Origin of the sequence: Stenotrophomonas sp. GD03794 (assembly GCF_029842145.1) — a bacterium.
In the GTDB taxonomy this organism is placed as follows: domain Bacteria; phylum Pseudomonadota; class Gammaproteobacteria; order Xanthomonadales; family Xanthomonadaceae; genus Stenotrophomonas; species Stenotrophomonas riyadhensis.
Window position 1 is genome coordinate 64,423 of record NZ_JAOCFV010000018.1, and the last position, 21,137, is coordinate 85,559.

Genomic DNA, 21,137 nt, shown 5'->3' on the forward strand with positions numbered 1-21,137 from the left:
CCTGCCCACGCAGAGAAGCTGCGCGGATGGTGGGCGAGGACCGGGATGCGGGCAATGCGACAAGCGGTCGCAGCCGGGATCAGCGCGGCGGATCGATCCGCAGTCCTGAACCGAGACGGTCCAATGCCACATCCACGCGTGGCAGCCGTTGCCGGCCCTGTGGCCACAACAGGCGCAGGGGCAGGCCGCGGCAGTCCAGCGCCGGCAGGATCGACACAAGGCTGCCGCGCGCCAGCGCATCATCGACCAGCCAGGAGGCCAGCTGGGCGATGCCAAAGCCGGCCTCGACCGCCGCGACCTGCGCTTCGGCACTGCCGACCACCAGCCGCGCGCGGGCCTGCAGCGGCGTGCTACGCCGTCCAGCATCCGCCACCTGCCACGGTCCGATGCTGCCGTCGGCACGGCCGAACAGTACGCCGTCATGGTCGGTCAGTTCGGCCGCGGACGTCGGCAGGCCATGCTGATGCAGATAGGCCGGGGACGCGCAGAAGCGCAGGCATTCGTAGCCGAGCAGGCGGCTGCCCAGGGTGGCCGGCAGCGGCTCCGGTCCACCGATGCGCACGGCCAGGTCGATGCCGTCCTCGGTCAGGTCGATGAAGCGGTCGCTGAAGGTCACCTGTGGCCGCAGCTGCGGAAACGTGTCGGCCAGCTGCAGCAGCAACGGCCAGACTTTCAGGCGCCCGAAGGTGGCCGGGGCATCCACGCGCAGCCGGCCCACGGGAGCGTCTGCGTGCGACACCAGTACCGACTCGGCATCGGCCAGCTCACCCAGCACGCGCACGCAGGTGCGGTAGAAGCCCTCACCGGCTTCGGTCAGGCGAAGGCGGCGGGTGCTGCGTTCAAACAACCGCGCTCCCAGCCGCGCCTCCAGCCGAGCAATGGTCTTGCCCACTGCCGAGCTGGTCAGGTGCAGGCGCTCGGCGGCCGCAGTGAAGCTGCCGGCATCGGCGGTGGCGACGAAGGCCTCGATGCCGCGCAGGCGCTCGGTGGGAAGCATGGGGGAAATCCAGTCCGGAATCGATGGAAAACATAGCAGTAATAGGAACCTGGGGAGGAAATAGGCTGGCGGCCCCTGTTCTGATGCCCGCTCATGTCCTCCCTCGATTCCGCCGTGGCCACTGTCCACGCAAACGCTCGCGCACGTCTTTCGGTCGTCCTGCTGGCGGTGTCCGCCTTCGTCATCGTCACCACCGAATTCCTGATCGTTGGCCTGTTGCCGGCACTGGCACGCGACCTTGGTATTGGCATTGCGCGCGCCGGACAACTGGTCACCCTGTTCGCGTTCACCGTGATGCTGGCCGGGCCACCCTTGACCGCGCTGCTGTCACACGTCGGCCGGCGCCGCCTGTTCGTGGTCATCCTGCTGTTGTTCGCGGCGTCCAACGCGCTGGCCGCGATGGCCACGCAGCCATGGCTGCTGGCGCTGGCGCGGTTGCTGCCGGCACTGGCGCTGCCGGTGTTCTGGGGCACGGCCAGTGAGACTGCTGCGCAGCTGGCCCCTGCAGGGCAGGGCGGTCGTGCGGTCGCGCGGGTCTACCTGGGCATCACCGCCGCAATGCTGTTCGGTATCCCACTGGGTACGTTGGCCGCCGACGCCCTCGGTTGGCGCGGCAGCTTCTGGCTGTTGGCGGCATTGTCACTGTTGATGGCCGGCGCATTGGCGACATGGATGCCGGACACCGAGGCCGGACCGCGTCGCGCGCTGGGCGAACAGGCACGTATGCTGCGGCAGCCGCCATTGCTGGGCCATGTGCTGCTGTCGGTGCTGGTGTTCACCGCGATGTTTGCGGCCTACACCTATCTGGCCGATGTACTGGAGCGGCTGATGCAGGTACCGGCGGCACAGGTGGGCTGGTGGCTGATGGGCTTCGGGGCCGTCGGGCTGATCGGCAATGCACTGGGCGGGCGCTGGGTCGATCGTGCGCCGCTGGGCGCAACGCTGGTGTTCTGCGCGGTGCTGGCGCTGGGCATTCTGGCCAGTGTCGGGATGGCCGGCCACGGCACGTTCGTGCTCATCGCGCTGGCTTCGTGGGGCGTGGCGCATACCGCGTTGTTCCCGTTGTGCCAGGTGCGGGTGATGCGTGCGGCGCCACGGGCGCAGGCGCTGGCGGGAACCTTGAATGTGTCTGCGGCCAACGCCGGAATCGGCCTGGGCGCGCTGCTCGGCGGCGGTGCGATCGAACGCTGGGGCCTGGACACGCTGGACGTGGTGGCTGCTGCCGTGGCGTTGCTGGCGATTGCAGCGGGGCTGCTGTTGCGGCGCTGGCAGTAGATCCGCGCCGCGCGCGGACCGCCCATGAAAAAGCCCGGGCATCTGCATGCCCGGGCTCGCTCATCCACGCATGGCGTGGATCTACTTCACTTCCACGTCGGCCGGGGTGAAGCGCGGCATTGCCGCAGCGGCGCCTTCCTTCTCGGTCGAACGACCGGCGAACTGGTTGGCGAAGCGCACGTGGCGGGCGAACGGGGCGTCGGCCACCTGCGCCAGCGACGCGGCCAGCGCACCGTTGAAGGCGTCACCGGCACCGGTGGTGTCGATCGCCTGCACCTGTTCGGCGCCTACGCGGTAGTACGGCTGGGTATCGCCGCGCAGGTTCTCATCGGCATGCGACACGAACACGCCCACCGAACCCAGGGTCACCACCACGGTGCCGTTGCCGACCAGCTTGCGGCACAGCGCGTGCAGGCTGGCACCATCCAGCGCGGCGACGTCATTGGCATCCACGCGCTCACCGACATGGCGGCCGAGCAGGGCTGCGAACTCGGTTTCGTTCGGGGTGATCACATCGGCCAGCTTGAGCAGGCCGATGGTCGAAGGGGCGTCGGCCGGTGCGGTGTTGAGCACGGTGGTGACGCCGGCCTCGCGGGCCGTGGCCAGCGCCGCTTCAATGGTCTGCACCGGCGATTCCAGCTGCACCAGCACCACCTTGGCGCCGGTCAGCAGGCCCTGCTGCTGTTGCAGGAAGTCCGTGCTGAGCGCGGCGTTGGCACCCGGGCCGATCACGATGGTATTGCGGCCACGGGCATCGACGTAGATGCCGGCGGTGCCGGTCGGCTCGCTGCTGGCCTCGGCGATCAGCGCGAAACCATCCTGCGCGGCCAGCTCGCGGGCGGTGCTGCCACCGGCGTCATCGCCCAGCGCACACACGAAGTGGGTGTCGGCGCCTGCGCGGCACGCTGCCACGGCCTGGTTGAAGCCCTTGCCACCGGGGCCGGTGCTGTAGCGGCCGGCAATGGTCGCACCCGGTGCCGGCAGCGACTCGCACCGCCACACGTGATCGACATTGAAGGAACCGACGACAACGACACTGCTGCTCATAGGGAATCTTTTCTCAACCAAGGGTTCAACTGAAGTGCGTCAGCACGCCGGCGATGGTCGCCGTCATGAAGGTGGCAATGGTACCGCCCAACACCGCGCGCAGGCCGAACTTGGCCAGATCGTGGCGACGTTCCGGGGCCAGGCCGCCGATGCCGCCGATCTGGATCGCGATCGAGCTGAAGTTGGCGAAGCCGCACAGCGCGTAGGTGGCGATCAGGCGGCCCTCCTCGGACAGGCTCACGCCCGCGATCTGGCCGTTCACGATCTGCGACAGCTCGGTGTAGGCCACGAACTCGTTGATCACGACCTTCTGGCCGATCAGCGAACCGACGGTGGTGGCATCGGCCCACGGCGTACCGATCACCCAGGCGATCGGGGCCAGCACGTAGCCGAAGATGGTCGACAGGTTGGTCGGCTTGCCGATGGCAGCGGCCAGGCCGGTCACATCGCCGATCCAGGTCAGCGGGGCATTCAGCAGCGCGATCAGGGCGATGAAGGCCAGCAGCATCGCACCGATGTTCAGCGCCAGCTTCAGGCCGTCGCCGGCGCCGGCGGCGGCCGCGTCGATGATGTTGCTGGAGGTCTTCTCGACTTCCATCTTCACCGTGCCGCGGGTAAGCGGGGTGCCGGTCTCCGGGATCAGCAGCTTGGCCACGACCAGGGTGGCCGGGGCTGCCATGATGCTGGCCGCCAGCAGGTGCTTGGCATAGAACGCCTGCTGCGCCGGGTCGCCACCGCCGAGCATGCCCACGTAGGCCGCCAGCACGCCGCCGGCGATGTGGGCCATGCCGCCGATCATCATGGTCAGCAGCTCGGACTGGGTCATCTTGGCGATGTACGGGCGCACGGTCAGCGGCGCCTCGGTCTGGCCGATGAAGACGCTGGCGCAGACGCTGGTGGTTTCAGCACCGGACACGCGCATCACCTTGGTGATCGACCAGGCCATCACGCGCACGATGCCCTGCATGACGTTGAGGTGGTACATCACCCCCATCAGCGCAGAGAAGAAGATGATGGTCGGCAACACCTGGAAGGCGAAGATGAAGCCGTAGTTCTTGGTGTCCATCAACGAGCCGAAGATGAAGCCCGAGCCCTCGTTGACGTAGCTGAGGATCTTGACGAAGCCCTTGCCCAGTGCGTCGAACACGTCGCGTCCGCCCGGGACCAGGATCACCAGCGCCGCGAAGGCGATCTGCAGGGTGATACCGGTGGCAACCAGCTTCCAGTCAACCGCGCGCTTGTTATTGGAAAACAACCAGGTGATGCCGATCAGCACCGCCAACCCGAACAGGCCGAAGCCGATCCTGCCCAAACCTTCGACCATGTGAGTGACTCCCCTGGGGCGTCGCGAAAAACGGGAAGCCTAGTGCAGGGCAGGGGCCGGGGCAAGAAAAAGCAGCGTGCGCGCGGCCATCGGTACCGATCAGGCCAGCAACGGCAAGGGCTTGCGCGCGGCGGGGGCAGGTAGAATGGGGTTCGATCCCGGCCCGGATGCGGGCCCGCAGCAGGAGATTTGCATGCAATACCGTCGCCTGGGCTCCACCGGCCTGCCGATTTCCGCCCTGTCCTTCGGCGCCTGGGTGACCTTCGGTGACCAGATCCCGCGCGACGAGGCCCGCAACCTGGTGGCCGCCGCCTGGGATCATGGCGTCAACTTCTTCGACAACGCCGAGGGCTATGCCAATGGCCGCGCCGAACAGGTGATGGGGGACGTGATCACCGACCTGCGCTTGCCGCGCGACGGTTTCTGCGTGTCCAGCAAGGTGTTCTTCGGCAGTGCCAAGGACCCTCGGCCCACCCAGCGCGGGCTGTCGCGCAAGCACGTGACTGATGCCTGCCATGCCGCGCTCAAGCGTCTGCGGGTGGACTACCTGGACCTTTATTATTGCCACCGCCCGGATCCGGACGCGCCGATCGCCGAGACCGTGCATGCCATGGACACCCTGGTGCGGCAGGGCAAGATCCTCTACTGGGGCACCTCGGAGTGGTCGGCGGCGCAGATCCAGCAGGCGCTGGACATCGCCGAGGCGCGCAACCTGCAGGGCCCGTCGATGGAGCAGCCGCAGTACAACCTGCTGCACCGCGAACGGGTGGAGGTGGAGTACGCACCGCTGTATGCCGGCGCTGGCCTGGGCACCACCATCTTCTCGCCGCTCGCCTCGGGCCTGCTCACTGGCAAGTACGACCAGGGCATCCCGGTTGATGCCCGGCTGGGTCGCGAAGGCATGGAGTGGCTGCACGCGCTGGTGCTGGGTGACGACACCGAGGCCCGCCTGGGCCAGGTGCGGCGCTTCAGCGAGGTGGCACGCGCGCTGGGTCATGCCCCGGCTACCCTGGCCATCGCCTGGTGCCTGCGCAACCCGAACGTCTCCAGCGTGATCCTCGGCGCCAGCCGGGTCAGCCAGCTGCTGCAGAACCTGCAGGCATTGGACGTGCTGGAGCAGGTCGACGCGGCCGGCTGGGCCCAGGTCGAAGCCGTCTTCGCCTGAAGGCGGCGGTCCCCTGTAGCGCCGAGCCATGCCCGGCTCCGCGCGAAGCGCGGGCTTCCAGCGCCCGGCTCCCTGTAGCGCCGAGCCATGCTCGGCTCCGCGCGAAGCGCGGGCTTCACCGGGACGCGATCGAAGCGCAGCCGAGCATGGCTCGGCTCTACAAGTGGCATTCAATTGATGCAGTCTATCAATCCGCTAATTTTGATAATTAATCTCATCAATGAAATTGAGAATGGTTGTTGATTGTCAACTGAGAATCATTATCATTTAACTCGTCCCTCGCACGAGTCCAGATGCTCATGAATGCTCAACCTGTACTGCTGCGCCCCGAAACGCTGACCCTCCGCGATCGCCCGGTCCGCGTCGTTCCGCCGGAAGAGGTCATCGACAGCGAAGCCCTGCTCAAGGGCCGTCGTGAAATCCTGATCCAGCACGGCGACCGCTTCTATCGCCTGCGGCACACCAGCAACGACAAGCTGATCCTGACCAAGTAATCGCGGTCTGGTCGCCCGCCTCCCTCCCTCCTGCCGGCAGCGCCGACAGGGTGGGCGACCCGCCCGCTCCCGCTCTCTCCCCCTCGGTCTACCGCGTGCACCTTCCAGGTGTGCCGGTAACCGGGGGTTCCCCTGCCTGACCGAATGAACCCGATGACCCGCCATACCGCCCTGTGTCTTGCTGTCTGGATGGCCTTGCCGCTGTCCGCCCACGCTGCTGCCGCCGCTGCGCCCGACGCGCGCGAATTCGACCGGGTGCAGGTCACCGCCACCCGCACCGAGCGGGCGGTGAGCGACGTGGCGGCCACCGTGGACGTCATCGACCGCGAGCAGATGGACCGGCACCTGGTGCAGGACATCAAGGATCTGGTGCGCTACGAACCGGGCCTGTCGGTCACTCGCAGCGCGACCCGCTTCGGCCTGGATGGTTTCCGCATCCGTGGCCTGGACGGCAACCGTGTGCGCATCCAGACCGATGGCATCGTCATGCCGACCCGGTTCGACATCGGTTCGTTCGCCAGTTCCAACCGCAATTTCACCGACCTCGATACGCTCAAGCGCGTGGAGATCGTGCGTGGTCCGGCCAGTTCGCTGTACGGCTCCGATGCACTCGGTGGCGTGGTCGCGTTCGTGACCAAGGACCCGGCCGACTACCTCAAGGATGGCAAGAACAGCTACTTCGGCCTGAAGTTCGGCTACGACGGTGAGTGGAAGGGCCTGCTCGGCGGTGCCACCGCCGCCTTTGGTGGCGACCACTGGAGCGGCCTGGTCAACGTCAACCACCACCAGGGCCAGGAAACGGACAACAAGGGCACGGTGCGCAGCGACAACGACACCCGCACTGCGTCCAATCCGCAGGATCGTGATGGCCGCAGCCTGCTCAGCAAGCTGGTCTATGCACCGAGCGAAGACCAGCGCTTCCGCCTGACCGTGGAAGGCAACGAAGACACCACCGATACCAATGTGTTGTCGGCGATTGCCAGCGTTGCACCGCGCCCCGGCGCGATGGCTGCGGCCACTGGCATGAAGTCCCACGACACGCAGAAGCGCACCCGCGTGTCCTTTGCCCACGAAATGGATGCGCTGGACCAGCCGTTCGCCGACAGCCTGCACTGGCAGGTGTATGCGCAGAACAGCGAAACCCGGCAGCAGACCGACGAGACCCGCACCGACGGCAGCCGCCGTCACCGCGTGTTCTCCTTCGACCAGCATGCCTATGGCCTGCAGGCGCAGTTCAACAAGGCCTTCAGCACCGGTGCGGTCGAACACGCGCTGACCTACGGCTTCGAGGGCACGCGCACCGAGATCCGCCAGAAGCGCGACGGCTACCAGGTCAGCAAGGCCGGCGTGGTCAGCAACACGGTGGTACCGGACACCTTCCCGGTGCGTGACTTCCCGATCAGCAAGACCACCGAGTTGGGCCTGTACGCGCAGGATGAAATGCGCCTGGCCGACGGCAAGCTGTCGCTGGTGCCGGGCGTGCGCGTGGACCGTTACGAGCTGAAGCCGGAGGTGGACAGCATCTTCGCCGAAGACAATCCGACTACCGCCGTAGCGCAGCTGAAGAAGACCAGCGTGTCGCCGAAGCTGGGCATGGTCTGGCGCTTCACCGACCAGTGGTCGCTGTTCGCCGGCTATGCGCGTGGCTTCCGTTCGCCGCCGTACAACGACGTCAACATCGGCCTGACCAACGTGGCCTTCGGCTACACCGCCATCGCCAACCCGGACCTGAAGCCGGAAACCAGCGACGGCTACGAACTGGGCCTGCGCTTCATCGCGCCGGCGGCGTACGTCAGCGTCAGCGGCTACTACAACGACTACAAGGACTTCATCCAGTCCAACGTCGATACCGGCCGCAACGCACAGGGCTTGACCGTGTTCCAGTCGCAGAACATCGCCGACGCGCGCATCTATGGTGCGGAAATGAAGGCCGGCATCGAATTCGGTGAACTCAGCCCGGCGCTGAAGGGCTGGGCGCTGCGCAGTGCGTTGGCATGGTCGCGTGGTGACAACCGGACCGATGACGAACCGCTGGCCTCGGTCGATCCGCTGCGTGGCACGCTGGGCCTGATGTACGACACCGATAGCTGGGGCGTCGAACTGGCCGGCACCTTCGTGCAGCGCAAGAAGCGCCTGCCGCCGCCTGCCGCGCAGACCAATCCGAACGCACCGGCGCCGTTCGTCTACCAGCCGGCCGGCTACGGCGTGCTGGACCTGATGGCGCACTGGAACTTCGCACCGGGTGCCACCTTCAATGTCGGCGTGTTCAATCTGGCCGACAAGCGCTACATCGAATGGTCGTCGATCACCCCGAGCCTGATCACCAATCGCGCACTGAGCGATCGTTTCAGCAGCCCGGGCCGCACCTTCTCCGCCAGCCTTGCCGTTTCCTGGTGACCTCATGAGCCGAGCACTGTCCGCACGCAGGAATGACTCCATCGCCGCGCCGTACAGCGCGGCCTGGCCGACCCCGGCACAGCTGGCTACGCTCGGCACCGTGTTGTGCCTGTACCACGCCGACGGCAACGAGCTGGGCGGCTGGCGCCAGGCCGTACGCGTGCATGCCTGCCACGGCGTGGACAGCGAAGGCTTGCGCGAAAGCCTGTGCTTCCTCGATGGCCGCGGCCGCTGCGTGTGGCGCCTGTACCTGCTGCCGGACAGCGACTTCCTGGCCTGGGACCGGCTGGTCGCCGCACTGCCGCCGGGGCCGGAACACGACAGCGATGGCAGTGTCGGCGAACGCCTGTGGCGGCGCCTGGCCGGCCATCTCGGTGGCCAGCGCTGGCGCCTGTGCGCGCTGCGCCTGCATGCCGCCGACGATGGCCGCACGCTGGCCGCCAGTCTGTCGACCCTGTCCTCGCTGGGCGCGGCCACCGCGCGTCGCATTGCACGGCTGGAAGGTGCCGAAGGCGAGCTGGCAATCGACGATTGCTGCTGTGCCGATGCCGCGCGGCGTCCGGCGCCGCGGATTCCCGGCGACCTGCCGCTGATCCGCCTGTGATCCACTCCTGATGGAACGCCTGTCGGCCACGGACGGCCTCTCAACGCATCTGCAACCCCGAAGGAAGACCCCGATGAAGTTCCAGACAGCCAGCGCCCTGCTTGTGCTCGCCGCCAGCGGCGTGGCCAGCGCGCAGCCCTCCGATATCGCCCGTGACCACGACAGCATCCTTGCCATGCAGGGTGAGTACACCGTGGACTTCGCCTTCGATGAGACCGTGCTGCTGAAGCCGGGCTACGAGCGTGCGCCGGCGATGCGCAGCGGCGGCAACGAAGTGGTCATCGTGGTCGAAGACACGCCGAAGCGCATCGTGCTGCAGCACCTGCTGCTGGACGAGAAGAGCGGCCACATCACCAAGCACTGGCGCCAGGACTGGGTGTACGAAGCACCGAACCGTTTCGAGTTCAGTGCCGACCAGACCTGGAAGGTGAGCAGCATTCCGGCGGCGGTGAACCAGGGCGCCTGGACCCAGTGCGTGTACGAAGTGAGCGACGCACCGCGCTATTGCGGCACCGGCACCTGGACCTACACCAACAACGTGCCGAGCTGGACCAGCGACCTGAGCTGGCGTCCGCTGCCGCGCCGTGAGTACACCAAGCGCAGTGACTACAACGCGCTGGCTGTGATCAACCGCCACACGCTGACCCCGAACGGCTGGACCCACGAGCAGTTCAACACCAAGGTGCAGCGCAACGCCGATGGCAGCCAGGTGGAGATCGCCCGCGAGTTCGGCTTCAACGACTACGTGAAGACCACCGAGGTCGACTTCACCCCGGCGCGCAACTACTGGAAGGCCACCGCCGGTTACTGGGCAAAGGTGCGCCAGCGCTGGGACGGCTTCCTCGGCCAGGCCCCGGGCGTGCACCTGAAGACCAAGATCGACGGCATGGCGATGATCATCCCGATGTTCACCCAGGCCGAAGAGATCCAGGCCGGCAAGAAGGTGAAGGACAAGCAGATCGACGACGTGTTCGCCAAGTACGTGGAAAAGGCCCAGTAAGTCGAGCCCTGCTCGACTCATGGCGCGGATCCTCTGGTCAGGTGCCGCGCCGCGTATCCGCTCCTGGTAGGTGCCGAGCTTGCTCGGCACGCTCTTCGCCGGCGATTGCACACCGCATCCACGCATGGCTTGGATCTACCGTGCCGCATATCCGCTCCTGGTAGGTGCCGAGCTTGCTCGGCACGCTCTCCATCGGTGATCGCACGCTGCATCCACGCCATGCGTGGATGCGATGCACTCAGGACGCCGGCCCACTCAAGGTGGTCAGGTCCAGACCAGCGTCCTGGAACGCACGCAGGGTGGCCTGCAGGCTGGCCTCGTCATCGCGGGCGCGGACGCCGAGGATGGCTTCGTGGCAACGCACTCGATCCGTGCTGCAGGCGCTACGGTCCGGCAGCAGCAGCGCGGTCTGTGCGACGAGGATCGCCATGTGCGCCACTTCCTTTCTCGGCTTCGGTTGGCCCCGGTAGAACCGGTCGAACTCAGCACGCAGGTCGGCCACCACGCCGGCATCGCTGCGCGTGCGTGACACGCTGGCCGGAACCAGATAGGTCGGGTGGCCCTCGTGGAAGGCTTGCGCTTCATCGGCCAGCACCGTTTCCAGCACGAAGGCCTGCACCGCGTCAGGAACATGGCCATCTGCCGCGCGGGCGCCTGCGGGTAGCACCGCGGCGAACAGTGGGGAACTGGCCAGAAGGATGCGCAGACAGAGGCCGTATTTCATCTTCATTCCTTGAACATCGGGAGCGCGGGAGCAACGTTCCGCGCTTCCGGACGATCCGATCGGGTGGCGCGCGCAGCATAGCGCCCCACCCGAGCGTGTCACGATCGCGTCAGGCTTCGCGCAGGGCCAGTGCCGGTGGCGTATGCAGGATGGCGCGCGTACCCCACCAGCCTGCCAGAAGGCTCAAGCCGATGCCGACCACGCCGCCGATCAGCAGGCCCGGCCACGGCGGCAGCAACGGCAGCTCGAACACCTTCTGCGAGACCGCCACACCGATCGCAGCGGCCGCGCCCACCGCCAGCAACGCCGCCAGCGTGCCCAGCGCACCGAATTCCACCAGCACCGCGCCACGCAGCTGGCGCCGGGTCGCGCCCAGCGTGCGCAGCACCGCGCTGTCGTAGCGCCGTTCGCCCGCCGTGGCCTGCAGCGCGGCCAGCAGCACCAGCATGCCGGCCAGCAGGCTGAACACCATCACCAGCTGCACCGCCTGCGCCACCCGTTCCATCACATCGCGCACCTGCGAGATCACTGCGTCCACGTCCAGCAGCGACAGGTTCGGCTGCGCGCGTACCAGCTCGCCCAATCCGGCGGCCTTGCCGGCCGGCAGATGGAATGCCGACAGCAGGTTGTGCGGCGTATCGCCCACCGCGTTCGGGTTCAGCAGCACGAAGAAGTTCGGACGGAAGGTGTTCCAGTCCGCCTTGCGCACGCTGGTGACAGTGAACTCGCGTTCCTGCTCGCCCACCGCAATGGTGATGCGGTCGCCGGGATACACGCCGTAGCGCTTGGCCCAGCCGATCTCCACCGAGGCTTCGGCGGCGGTGCTGTCTGCCTTCCAGAACGTACCGTTGACCAGCGTGTTGGCTGGCGGGAAGCTGCTGCGCCAGCTGAAGTTCAACGGCCGGTTCTCGTCATCGTCGTCGCGTTGGGCCTCGCTGGACGCCGACTGCCCGTTCTGTTCCGGCGAGCGGTCCACGCGCAGCGGCGGCTTGCCGTTGATCGCGATCAGGCGGCCAGTGGCCATCGGTTCGATGCTGGCGTCGTTGGCGCCCAACCCGCGCAGCGTGGCCAGCACGCTGTCGCGCTGTTCGGGCTGGATGTTGATCAGGAAGTAGTTCGGCGTGTCCGCGGGCAGTCGCTCGCGCCACTGCTGCAGCAGGCCGGGACCGGTCACCGCCAGCAGCAACAGCGCGCACAGCGACAGCGACAGCCCGACCAGCTGCATCACCGCCAGCATCCGGCGCCGGGTCAGCGCGGCCAGACCCAGCCGCCAGTGGCCATGCAGGCGGTGCTGCAGGCCGCGCAGCAGCTGCAGCAGCACGAAGCCGACCACGCCGGCCGCCACCGCCAGCGCGGCCAACCCGCCCAGCACCCACAGCGCCAGCTTGAGATCACCGGTGACCTGCACCGCCAGCAGCAGGCTGGCCGCCAACGCCGCCACATAGGCCAGCAGCGAGGCCGGCGGCAGGGCGGCGAAGGAGCGGTTGAGCACGCGCATCGGCGGCACCCCGCGCAGGCGCAGCAGTGGTGGCAGGCCGAAGCCGAACAGCAGCAACAGCCCGATGCCGGCACCGGTCAGCGCAGGCATTGCCTCGGGCAGCGGCAGGCGCTGCGGCACCAGGCTGCCCAGCACCTGCACCAGGCCCTCCTGCGCCGCCATGCCCAGGCCGATGCCGAGTGCGCAGGCCGGCACCGCCAGCATCAGCAGCTGCAGTGCCAGACCGGACAGGATGTCGCGCTGGCGCGCGCCCAGGCAGCGCAGGATCGCCACCTGGTCGATGCGGCGCAGCGCGAAGCGGTTGGCCGCCAGCGCCGTGGCCACGCCGGCCAGCAGGACTGCCAGCAGCGCGCTGAGGCCGAGGAAGCGTCCGGCCAGGTCGAATGCCTGGCGCACGCCGCGCTGGGTGTCGTCCACGCTCAACAGGCGCAGGCCCTTCACCTGTGGCAACAACCATTGCCGCAGCGCGGCGATCTGGTCGGCCGCTCCGGCGAACATCAGCCGGTAGTTGATGCGGCTGCCGGGGCCGAGCAGTCCGGTGCCTTCCACGTCGGCGCGGTTGACCAGCAGGGTCGGGGAGAGCGTGAGCAGGTCGCCACCGGTGTCGGGCTCGGCCTCGATGATGCCGGCGATGCGCAGCGTACCGGCGCCGAATTCGAGCGCATCGCCGGCCTTCAGGCCCAGCCCCTGCAGCAGTCGCGGGTCGGCATAGGCCTGGCCCTTGGGGGGCATGCCGGCGTCGGTGATCAGGGCGCCGCCGGGCGTGGCCCGCACCCGCAGCGTGCCGCGCAGCGGATAGCCCGCCTGCACCGCCTTGATGCTGGCCATCTGGCTGGCCTCGCCATGGAACAGCACGCTGCCGAAGCTGGCGATGCGGGTATAGGCCAGTCCGCGCCGCTGCGCTTCTTCGGCGAACGCCTGCGGCGGGTCATCGCGCCCGGCGATGCCGAGATCACCACCGAGCATTTCCGCCGCGCTGCCGGTCAGCGCCAGGTTGACCCGGTTCACCAGCGTGCCGACCGCGGTCATCACCGCCACGCCCAGCACCAGCGCGGCGAATACGGTCAGCAGGTCACCGGCCAGCGCTTCGCGGCGCAGCGCGCGCCACGCGTGCCGCAGCAGGTTCATGCCTGCGCCCCACGCTCGACCGGCAGCAGGCGGCCGTCGTCGATGCGGTGGATGTACTGGCAGCGCTGGGCCAGTCGCAGATCGTGGGTGACCAGTACCAGTGTGGTGCCGCTGCCGGCGTTGAGCTCGAACAGCAGGTCGCTGATGTGCTGGCCGGTGGCGTGGTCCAGCGAGCCGGTCGGTTCGTCGGCGAACAGGATGCGCGGGCGGGTGACGAAGGCACGTGCCAACGCCACGCGCTGCTGCTCGCCGCCGGACAGCTGGCGCGGATAGTGGCGGGCGCGATGGGCCAGGCCGACCTGGGCCAGCACTTCATCGACCCGCGCCCGGTCTTCGCGCCCGGCCAGCTCCAGCGGCAAGGCGACGTTCTCGGCGGCGGTCAGCGCCGGCAGCAGGTGGAAGCTCTGGAACACGAAGCCGACCTCGCGTGCGCGCAACTGCGCGCGCGCTTCCTCATCCAGCGCTGACAGGTCCTGGCCGGCCAGCGCGATGCGGCCGCGGCTGGGCAGGTCCAGCCCGGCCAGCAGGCCGAGCAGGGTGGTCTTGCCGGAACCGGAGGCGCCGACGATGGCCGCGCTGGTCCCTTCATGGACGGTCAGGGTGATGTTGTCCAGTATGTGGACTTCACCCTCCGGGCCCTGCACGGATTTGCCGACCTGGTCGACGGCGATGGCAACGGACGCGCTGCGGGGGGACAGGCTGTCGATGAGGAGACTCCAATGCGCAAGACGGGATGGAGCCGGCGAGCCGGCGCGATGATGGTGCTGCTGCTAGGGTTCCTGCTGCTGCCCGGGCTGGCCTGTGCCAAAGGTCCGGCGGGCACCGTGCTGGTACTCGGCGACAGCCTCAGTGCTGCCCACAATATCCCCGCCGACGCCGGCTGGGTCAGCCTGCTGCAGCAGCGGGTCAGGCAGCAGTCGAAAACCCCGGCGCGCATCGTCAATGCCAGCATGAGCGGGGAGACCACCGCCGGCGCGCTGACCCGCCTGCCAGGCCTGCTGGCCAAGGAAAAACCGACCGTGGTGGTGATTGCCCTTGGCGGCAACGACGCACTGCGCGGGCTGACCCCGGCGCAGGTGCAGGGCAACCTGGAAAAGATGGTGCAGGCCAGCCAGAAGGCGGGCGCCAAGGTGCTGCTGCTGGGCATCGACGTGCCGCCCAACTACGGGCCGGCCTATCGCCAGCGCCTGGCGGCGGCCTACAAGGCGCTGGCCACGCAGTACAAGGTGCCGCTGCTGCCCTTCCTGCTGGAGGGTGTGGCCCTGCAACCGGGCATGATGCAGGCCGACGGGCTTCATCCGACCGCGCAGGCGCAGCCGAAGGTGCTGGACAACGTCTGGCCGCTGCTGCGTCCGCTGCTCTGAACGATTTACTTCCCTCTTGACGGAACTTCACATCGCGTCCACCGTCGATCCGGCATGTTTCACAAAGCTGAAGTTAGAGGGAATCACATGCGTCAGACGAAGGAGACCTCCGGCTTGGTGCTGGTGGTCGAAGACAACCGCAACATCTCCGAGATGATCGGGGAATACCTGGAAGGTCGCGGCTTCGAAGTCGACTATGCACAGGACGGCCTGGATGGCTACCGCCTTGCGGCGGAAAACAGCTATGACGTCGTGGTGCTCGACCTGATGTTGCCGCGCCTGGATGGCATCGAAGTGTGCCGTCGCCTGCGCAACGATGCGCGCAAGTCCACCCCGGTGCTGATGCTCACGGCACGCGATACGCTGGACGACAAGCTCACCGGCCTCGGTTTCGGCGCCGATGACTACCTGACCAAGCCGTTCGCGATCCAGGAACTGGAAGCCCGCCTGCGCGCGCTGATCCGCCGCGAGCGTCGCCAGGTCGGTTCGGAAGTGCTCAAGGTCGCCGACCTGGTGCTCGATCCGGTCAGCATGCGCGCCACCCGTGCCGGTACCGAGCTGCAGCTGTCGCCGATCGGCCTGCGCCTGCTGACCATCCTGATGCGCGAATCGCCGCGCGTGGTCACCCGCCAGGAGATCGAACGCGAGATCTGGGGCAATGGCCTGCCGGATTCGGACACCCTGCGCAGCCATCTGTACAACCTGCGCAAGATCATCGACAAGCCGTTCGACCGTCCGCTGCTGCACACCGTGCAGAGTGCCGGCTACCGCATTGCCGACATCGCCCAGCCGATGGCCTGAGCAGGGCCCGCGCCGGTGCAGCAGCAGGCCCGGCCGGGATCCGGCCACGCACGAGGGCAGGGGATGACCGGATGGCGTTGCCACCGGTCATTTCCCATGCATCCGCACGGCGCGGCGCGCTGCCTATAATCGCAGCGCTCTGACCGGGACCCCGCAATGCCGCACGGCCTGCCGCGCAAGATCCGTATCGCTTTCATCCTGCAGGCAGTGCTGGCCAGCCTGGGTATCCTGCTGGGTGCCTGGCTGGTCTCGCTGGTGATCAAGCACAGCCTGGTCGGTGCCGCCCTGCGCGAGGAAGCGACGTACTTCTGGACGCTGCACGAGGCCTCGCCGGTGCAGCCGCCACCCAACACCCAGAACATCCGCGGCTACCTGCTGGAAAGCGGGCAGTCGGCCCTGTCGTTGCCTGCCAACCTGCGCAACCTGGAGCCAGGCTTCCACGAACTGCCCAAGGACGATCAGCTGGTGCTGGTGGATGTGCGCCCCGCCGGCCGGCTGTACCTGGTGTTCCTGCGTTCGCGCGCGGAGATGCTGGCGTTCTGGTTCGGCATCGTGCCGGTGCTGCTGACCCTGCTGGCGGTGTACGGCGCCAGTTGGGTGACCTACCGTGCCTCCAAACGCCTGGTGTCACCGGTGAACTGGCTGGCGCGGCGCGTCTCGCGCTGGGACCCGGGCCACCCGGAGGCGGCCGACCTGGAGCCGAACAAGCTTCCGGCGGACATGCAGGGCGAGACCCGGCAGCTGGCGGCCGCGCTGCATTCGCTGGCCAACCGGGTCAGCGCGCACGTGGCCCGCGAGCGCAACTTCACCCGTGATGCCAGCCACGAGCTGCGCACGCCGTTGACCGTCATCCGCGTCGCCAGCGACATGGCCCTCGGCGATGAAACCCTGCAGCCGCGCCTGCGCCGCAGCCTGCAGCGCATCCAGCGTGCCGGTCGGGACATGGAAGCGGTGATCGATGCGTTCCTGATCCTGGCCCGCGAGGCCGACGTCGAGCCGCAGATCGAGCTGTTCGACGTCAACGACATCGTCCGCTATGAAGTGGACAACGCCAACGAGCTGCTGGGCACGCGCCCGGTATCGGTGCACCTGCACAGCGACGGCCCGGTGCAGCTGCATGCGCCACCGCGGGTGCTGCAGGTGGTGGTCAGCAACCTGGTGCGCAACGCCTGCAGCTACACCGATGAAGGGCGTATCGACGTGCACGTGCTCAATGACCGGGTGGTGGTGCGCGATACCGGTATCGGCATGTCCGCCGAGGCGCTGTCGCGCGCCTTCGAGCCGTTCTACCGCGCCGAACCGAGCCGTCCGCAGGGCACTGGCCTGGGCCTGTCGATCGTGCGCCGGCTGTGCGACCGCTTCGGCTGGAAGGTCAGCCTGGCCAGCGAGCCGGGCGAGGGCACCGAAGCCACGGTGATCTTCCGGTAGAGGGCTTTGGCCGGGCTGCGCCCGGCACCCGCCGAGGCAACATCAACATCAAAAGCGGGCATTCCGAGGAGTGGCGGGGCGGTGTGGGTGTGCAGGACACGCCGTAAACCCATCCATGGGGGCTCGATGGCGCCATCCATGGCGCCAACGGTCCTGCACACCCACACCGCCCCGCCTTCGACAGTTTCCCGCGATCCGCAGTGGATCCACGCCATGCGTGGATGAATTCAGTAGATCCACGCCATGCGTGGATAGTGTTGCGGTAGCGCCGGGCCATGCCCGACGCACGCCTGCGTCAATCGCACTTCACCTTCGGCGCCAGCGCCCTGGTCCAGATCGCGTAGCCGGCCGGGGTCATGTGCAGCATGTCCTCGCGGAACAGCGTCGCGTCCGGCTGTCCATCGGCGCCGAGCATCGGCGTGTAGACGTCGGTGAAGCCGGTATTGGGCAGCCTGGCCAGCGCGGCCTTGATCAGCGTGTTGGCTTCGTTGATCGCCGGCAGCAGGTGCGCACGCGACGGGCTCGGCTTGATCGACAGGTACTCCACCTTCGTCTTCGGCAGGTCGCGATGCACGCGCTGCACGAAGGCAACCACATCGTCGCGCACCTGCACGGCGCTGCGGCCGCTGTTGAGGTCGTTGTCGCCGGCGTAGAAGAACACCTTGCATGGCGCATACGGCACCACGATGCGGTCGGCGTACCAGGTGCTGTCGCGGACTTCCGAGCCGCCGAAGCCGCGGTTGAACACCGGCTGGCCGGGGAAGTCGGTGGCCAGGCTCTCCCAGAAGCGGATCGAGGAGCTGCCGATGAACTCGATGCCATCACGCGGCGGCGGGTTGGCCTGGTCGGCGCTGGCGAAGTGGGCCATGTCGCCGGCCCAGGCCACGTTGGAGACCTGCTCGGGCACGCGCGGCGGCTTGGCCGGGCTCAGCGCCTGGGCCAGGGGGGCGGCGGTCAGCAGGCCCAGCATCAGCAGGCAGGTACGGCGACGGGACATCAGGCGCTCCAGCAGGGAAGGGGAAAGCCATCATAGAAGCTGGGGCGGGCCGGGGCTTGCCCCTGGCAGTCCATTCACCGGGCCGGTGCCGGGATGCGGCTGGCGGCCTTGTGGCAAAATGGCGGCCATCTGCCTATCCCTGTGCACCCATGATTCCCTGCCGTGCGTCTGAGCGGTCGCTGCGCCGCGCCCCTGTTGCTGGATGTTCCACCCGTGGCTGATCAGTTCGGCCATCTGCCCCGCGGCCCGCGCCGCATCTTCCAGGCCGCGCGCTGGTCCTGGCAGGGCCTGCGCGCCGCCTGGCTGCATGAGTCCTCGTTCCGGCTGGAGGTCTACCTGCTGATCCTGCTGACCCCGGTCGCGATCTGGCTGGGCCAGACCCCGGTCGAACGCGCGCTGCTGATCGGCTCGATGCTGCTGGTGCTGGCGATGGAACTGGCCAACTCGGCCATCGAGGCGGTGATCGAACGTTACGGCAGCGAGATCCACGAGCTGGCCGGCCGCGCCAAGGACATGGGTTCGGCGGCAGTGTTCGTGCTGATGATGAACGTGCTTCTGTGCTGGGCGCTGGTCGTGGTCCCGCATGCAATGGCCGGCAATTACGGCTGATCCCCATTCCCCCACTGCCCTGAAGAGTTTCCATGTCCTTTGAGTTCCTCGCCGACCCCAATGCCTGGGTGACCCTGTTCACCCTGAGCGCACTGGAAATCGTGCTCGGCATCGACAATCTGGTGTTCATTTCCATCGCGGTCAGCAAGCTGCCGGAAGAGCGTCGCCCGTTCGCGCGCAAGCTCGGCATCGCCGTGGCCTGCATCACCCGCATCGCCCTGCTGGTGTCGCTGGCCTATCTGGCGCACATGTCCGCCAACCTGTTCACCGTGGCTGGTATGGGCATCTCCATCCGCGACCTGGTGCTGATCGTCGGTGGCCTGTTCCTGATCATCAAGGGCTACATGGAGATCAAGGAGCTGATCACCGGTGGCGAAGACGAGAACCCGGCCACCAGCAAGGCCTCGGGTGTATTCGGCATGGTCATCCTGCAGATCGCCATCATCGACATCGTGTTCTCGCTGGACTCGGTGATCACCGCCGTCGGCATCGCCGATCACATCCCGGTGATGGTCGCCGCCATCCTGCTGTCGGTGCTGGTGATGCTGCTGGCCGCCAACCCGCTGGGCCGCTTCATCGACGCAAACCCGACCGTGAAGATGCTGGCACTGGCCTTCATCCTGCTGATCGGTGCGGTTCTGATCCTGGATGGCCTGGACGTGCACGTGCCCAAGCCCTACATCTATGCCGCCATGGGCTTCTCGGTGCTGGTGGAATGGCTGAACCTGCTGATGCGCCGCCGCGCACGCGATCACCACGTGCCGGGTGCTGGCGACTGGTAAGCAGATCACAGGCAAATGTGTGTCCCAGAACCCCCGGCCAGCGCCGGGGGTTCTGCGTTATGGGACCCATTGGGCTCGCCGGGCCATGCCCGGCGGGGAGGTTCCCGCCAGCTGTGAATTGGGGTCAACAGTGTTTTCCCGGGGCGAGGCTTAATCCGGGCCGACAAAGCGCGCAGGCTACGCGCTCTTTTCCAGGACCTGCCCCACGCAGGATGACCCCATGAACTCCAGAGCCGCCTTGTTGGCCCTTGCCGTCGGCGCCTTCGCCATCGGCACCACTGAATTCGCGCCGATGGGCCTGCTGCCTGTCATTGCCGACGGCGTCGGCGTGAACATTCCAACCGCCGGCCTGCTGATCACCGCCTATGCCGTGGGCGTGATGCTGGGCGCGCCGGTGATGACCCTGCTGATGGGACGGTTTGGCAAGCGCACCGCGCTGATGCTGCTGATGTCGATCTTCGTGGTCGGCAACCTGCTCTCGGCACTGGCCCCGAACTACGGCCTGCTGTTGCTGTCGCGTCTGGTCACCAGCCTCAATCACGGTGCCTTCTTCGGCATCGGTGCGGTGGTTGCCGCCAGCCTGGTGCCGAAGGACAAGCAGGCTGCCGCCGTGGCCACCATGTTCATGGGCCTGACCATCGCCAACATCGGCGGTGTGCCGTTGGCCACCTGGGTGGGCCAGCAGCTCGGCTGGCGCCTGTCCTTCGCCGGTACTGCGGTGCTGGGCCTGGTCGCGATCACCGCGCTCGGCCTCGCGCTGCCGGCATCCGCGCCGGGGCCGCGCCCGGACGTGCGCCGCGAACTGAGAGCGATCCTGCAGCCGCAGGTGCTGCTGGCGATGGCTACCACCGTGCTTGGCGCCGGCGCGATGTTCACCCTCTACACCTACGTGGCGCCGGTGCTGACCGAGCTGACCGGCGCGTCCAACGCCTTCATTGCGATGTCGCTGGCGCTGATCGGCATCGGCTTCACCTTCGGCAACGGCATCGGCGGGCGCATGGCCGACTGGTCGCTGGATGGCGCCACCCGCATCCTGCTGGCGGTCCTGGCCGTGCTGATGTTCGTACTGCCGCTGGCCTTCATGCACCACGCCACTGCGGCGCTGGGGGTGCTGCTGTTCGGTGCCGCGACTTTTGCGATCGTGCCGCCGTTGCAGATCCGGGTGATGCAGGCGGCCAGCGAGGCGCCGGGCCTGGCGTCGTCGATCAACGTCGGTGCGTTCAACCTGGGCAATGCCGTGGGTGCGGCGCTGGGCGGTGCGGTGATCAGTTCGGGCCTGGGCTACGCCGCGATTCCGGTGGCCGGTGGCCTGCTGGCGGCCTCGGGGTTGCTGCTGGCGTGGCTGGGGCGTCCTCGCACTGCGGTGGCTGAAGCCTGCTGAGAGGGGAGGGTTTCCGGCAGGGCTTGCAGCCCTGCACCCGCTAAAGGCCAAGGCAACCGCCGAAGCAACAGCAACCGCAACAGCCGGCGCTGGTTTTCTGAGGGTTGGGCGGGGCGGTGTGG

General features: G+C 67.7%; 19 protein-coding genes. 12 read left to right on the forward strand and 7 right to left on the reverse strand.

Features of this window, described 5'->3' with window-relative positions; translation table 11 throughout:
- Positions 1–79: 79 nt before the first annotated feature.
- Entirely contained in the window at positions 80–997 is a 918-nt protein-coding gene (locus tag N5D91_RS11995) for a LysR family transcriptional regulator (RefSeq protein WP_180854793.1), read from the reverse strand.
- A gap of 93 nt (positions 998–1,090) precedes the next feature.
- Between N5D91_RS11995 and N5D91_RS12000 the strand changes: the two genes are divergently transcribed.
- On the forward strand, positions 1,091–2,272 hold the full coding sequence (locus N5D91_RS12000) for an MFS transporter (protein ID WP_180854792.1): 1,182 nt from the start codon (positions 1,091–1,093) through the stop codon (positions 2,270–2,272).
- 81 nt (positions 2,273–2,353) lie between these two features.
- Here N5D91_RS12000 and N5D91_RS12005 read toward each other — a convergent pair whose 3' ends face one another.
- Together N5D91_RS12005 and N5D91_RS12010 are read right to left on the reverse strand one after the other, a co-directional pair.
- Positions 2,354–3,319 carry a ribokinase gene (locus tag N5D91_RS12005; protein ID WP_180854791.1) on the reverse strand — a complete coding sequence of 322 codons (966 nt, stop codon included), beginning with the start codon at positions 3,317–3,319 and terminating at the stop codon, positions 2,354–2,356.
- A 25-nt stretch (positions 3,320–3,344) separates the two neighbouring features.
- Positions 3,345–4,643, reverse strand: a complete 1,299-nt coding sequence (locus N5D91_RS12010; RefSeq protein ID WP_110711071.1) for a nucleoside transporter C-terminal domain-containing protein — start codon at positions 4,641–4,643, stop codon at positions 3,345–3,347.
- A 193-nt stretch (positions 4,644–4,836) separates the two neighbouring features.
- Here N5D91_RS12010 and N5D91_RS12015 point away from each other — a divergent pair, with 193 nt between their 5' ends.
- From N5D91_RS12015 to N5D91_RS12035, 5 genes are all read left to right on the forward strand, one after another.
- Entirely contained in the window at positions 4,837–5,808 is a 972-nt protein-coding gene (locus tag N5D91_RS12015) for an aldo/keto reductase (RefSeq protein ID WP_110714256.1), read from the forward strand.
- Between the two features lie 299 nt (positions 5,809–6,107).
- Positions 6,108–6,302: a hemin uptake protein HemP gene (locus tag N5D91_RS12020; RefSeq protein ID WP_005412278.1), complete on the forward strand. Its 195-nt coding sequence runs from the start codon at positions 6,108–6,110 to the stop codon at positions 6,300–6,302.
- Positions 6,303–6,491: 189 nt separating this feature from the next.
- Positions 6,492–8,699 (forward strand): TonB-dependent hemoglobin/transferrin/lactoferrin family receptor, encoded by a 2,208-nt coding sequence (locus N5D91_RS12025; RefSeq protein WP_180854798.1) that lies wholly within the window; start codon positions 6,492–6,494, stop codon positions 8,697–8,699.
- A gap of 4 nt (positions 8,700–8,703) precedes the next feature.
- Positions 8,704–9,303 (forward strand): Hemin transport protein, encoded by a 600-nt coding sequence (locus N5D91_RS12030; RefSeq protein ID WP_180854790.1) that lies wholly within the window; start codon positions 8,704–8,706, stop codon positions 9,301–9,303.
- A gap of 73 nt (positions 9,304–9,376) precedes the next feature.
- Entirely contained in the window at positions 9,377–10,303 is a 927-nt protein-coding gene (locus N5D91_RS12035; protein WP_110711073.1) for a DUF6607 family protein, read from the forward strand.
- Between the two features lie 238 nt (positions 10,304–10,541).
- Here the strand turns inward: N5D91_RS12035 and N5D91_RS12040 are convergent, their stop codons facing one another.
- The 3 genes from N5D91_RS12040 to N5D91_RS12050 form a co-directional block, all read right to left on the reverse strand.
- Positions 10,542–11,027, reverse strand: coding sequence for a hypothetical protein (locus N5D91_RS12040; RefSeq protein WP_239506143.1), 486 nt, complete (start codon positions 11,025–11,027; stop codon positions 10,542–10,544).
- A 109-nt stretch (positions 11,028–11,136) separates the two neighbouring features.
- Positions 11,137–13,653, reverse strand: a complete 2,517-nt coding sequence (locus tag N5D91_RS12045) for an FtsX-like permease family protein (protein WP_164161617.1) — start codon at positions 13,651–13,653, stop codon at positions 11,137–11,139.
- Complete coding sequence (locus N5D91_RS12050; RefSeq protein ID WP_110711076.1) at positions 13,650–14,297, reverse strand: ATP-binding cassette domain-containing protein; 648 nt, start codon at positions 14,295–14,297, stop codon at positions 13,650–13,652. The genes N5D91_RS12045 and N5D91_RS12050 overlap by 4 nt, the downstream gene beginning before the upstream one ends.
- A 75-nt stretch (positions 14,298–14,372) precedes the next feature.
- Here N5D91_RS12050 and N5D91_RS12055 point away from each other — a divergent pair, with 75 nt between their 5' ends.
- The 3 genes from N5D91_RS12055 to N5D91_RS12065 all read left to right on the forward strand — a co-directional run bounded on the left by N5D91_RS12055 (position 14,373) and on the right by N5D91_RS12065 (position 17,246).
- Positions 14,373–15,017: an arylesterase gene (locus N5D91_RS12055; RefSeq protein WP_049444410.1), complete on the forward strand. Its 645-nt coding sequence runs from the start codon at positions 14,373–14,375 to the stop codon at positions 15,015–15,017.
- 87 nt (positions 15,018–15,104) lie between these two features.
- Entirely contained in the window at positions 15,105–15,818 is a 714-nt protein-coding gene (locus N5D91_RS12060; protein WP_002811889.1) for a response regulator transcription factor, read from the forward strand.
- Positions 15,819–15,974: 156 nt separating this feature from the next.
- Positions 15,975–17,246, forward strand: a complete 1,272-nt coding sequence (locus tag N5D91_RS12065) for a HAMP domain-containing sensor histidine kinase (protein ID WP_110711077.1) — start codon at positions 15,975–15,977, stop codon at positions 17,244–17,246.
- Between the two features lie 295 nt (positions 17,247–17,541).
- Here N5D91_RS12065 and N5D91_RS12070 read toward each other — a convergent pair whose 3' ends face one another.
- A complete protein-coding gene (locus N5D91_RS12070) occupies positions 17,542–18,243 on the reverse strand; it encodes an SGNH/GDSL hydrolase family protein (RefSeq protein WP_180854789.1) in 702 nt (233 codons plus the stop codon).
- Positions 18,244–18,456: 213 nt separating this feature from the next.
- On the opposite strand from N5D91_RS12070, the gene N5D91_RS12075 reads away from it, so the two are divergent.
- The 3 genes from N5D91_RS12075 to N5D91_RS12085 all read left to right on the forward strand — a co-directional run bounded on the left by N5D91_RS12075 (position 18,457) and on the right by N5D91_RS12085 (position 21,015).
- Entirely contained in the window at positions 18,457–18,852 is a 396-nt protein-coding gene (locus N5D91_RS12075; protein WP_049435654.1) for a diacylglycerol kinase, read from the forward strand.
- Positions 18,853–18,884: 32 nt separating this feature from the next.
- Positions 18,885–19,634, forward strand: a complete 750-nt coding sequence (locus N5D91_RS12080) for a TerC family protein (protein ID WP_004144462.1) — start codon at positions 18,885–18,887, stop codon at positions 19,632–19,634.
- 220 nt (positions 19,635–19,854) lie between these two features.
- Positions 19,855–21,015, forward strand: coding sequence for an MFS transporter (locus N5D91_RS12085; protein WP_180854788.1), 1,161 nt, complete (start codon positions 19,855–19,857; stop codon positions 21,013–21,015).
- The last annotated feature ends 122 nt before the right edge of the window (positions 21,016–21,137 follow it).

Bases quoted from the DNA above. Each gene is read 5' to 3' on its own strand.
- N5D91_RS12045 (WP_164161617.1), bottom strand. From the start codon at position 13,653: ATGAACCTGCTGCGGCACGCGTGGCGCGCGCTGCGCCGCGAAGCGCTG.
- N5D91_RS12065 (WP_110711077.1), top strand. From the start codon at position 15,975: ATGCCGCACGGCCTGCCGCGCAAGATCCGTATCGCTTTCATCCTGCAG.
- N5D91_RS11995 (WP_180854793.1), bottom strand. From the start codon at position 997: ATGCTTCCCACCGAGCGCCTGCGCGGCATCGAGGCCTTCGTCGCCACC.
- N5D91_RS12010 (WP_110711071.1), bottom strand. From the start codon at position 4,643: ATGGTCGAAGGTTTGGGCAGGATCGGCTTCGGCCTGTTCGGGTTGGCG.
- N5D91_RS12055 (WP_049444410.1), top strand. From the start codon at position 14,373: ATGCGCAAGACGGGATGGAGCCGGCGAGCCGGCGCGATGATGGTGCTG.
- N5D91_RS12085 (WP_180854788.1), top strand. From the start codon at position 19,855: ATGAACTCCAGAGCCGCCTTGTTGGCCCTTGCCGTCGGCGCCTTCGCC.
- N5D91_RS12040 (WP_239506143.1), bottom strand. From the start codon at position 11,027: ATGAAATACGGCCTCTGTCTGCGCATCCTTCTGGCCAGTTCCCCACTG.
- N5D91_RS12035 (WP_110711073.1), top strand. From the start codon at position 9,377: ATGAAGTTCCAGACAGCCAGCGCCCTGCTTGTGCTCGCCGCCAGCGGC.
- N5D91_RS12025 (WP_180854798.1), top strand. From the start codon at position 6,492: ATGGCCTTGCCGCTGTCCGCCCACGCTGCTGCCGCCGCTGCGCCCGAC.
- N5D91_RS12060 (WP_002811889.1), top strand. From the start codon at position 15,105: ATGCGTCAGACGAAGGAGACCTCCGGCTTGGTGCTGGTGGTCGAAGAC.
- N5D91_RS12000 (WP_180854792.1), top strand. From the start codon at position 1,091: ATGTCCTCCCTCGATTCCGCCGTGGCCACTGTCCACGCAAACGCTCGC.
- N5D91_RS12070 (WP_180854789.1), bottom strand. From the start codon at position 18,243: ATGTCCCGTCGCCGTACCTGCCTGCTGATGCTGGGCCTGCTGACCGCC.
- N5D91_RS12015 (WP_110714256.1), top strand. From the start codon at position 4,837: ATGCAATACCGTCGCCTGGGCTCCACCGGCCTGCCGATTTCCGCCCTG.
- N5D91_RS12005 (WP_180854791.1), bottom strand. From the start codon at position 3,319: ATGAGCAGCAGTGTCGTTGTCGTCGGTTCCTTCAATGTCGATCACGTG.
- N5D91_RS12030 (WP_180854790.1), top strand. From the start codon at position 8,704: ATGAGCCGAGCACTGTCCGCACGCAGGAATGACTCCATCGCCGCGCCG.
- N5D91_RS12020 (WP_005412278.1), top strand. From the start codon at position 6,108: ATGAATGCTCAACCTGTACTGCTGCGCCCCGAAACGCTGACCCTCCGC.
- N5D91_RS12080 (WP_004144462.1), top strand. From the start codon at position 18,885: ATGTCCTTTGAGTTCCTCGCCGACCCCAATGCCTGGGTGACCCTGTTC.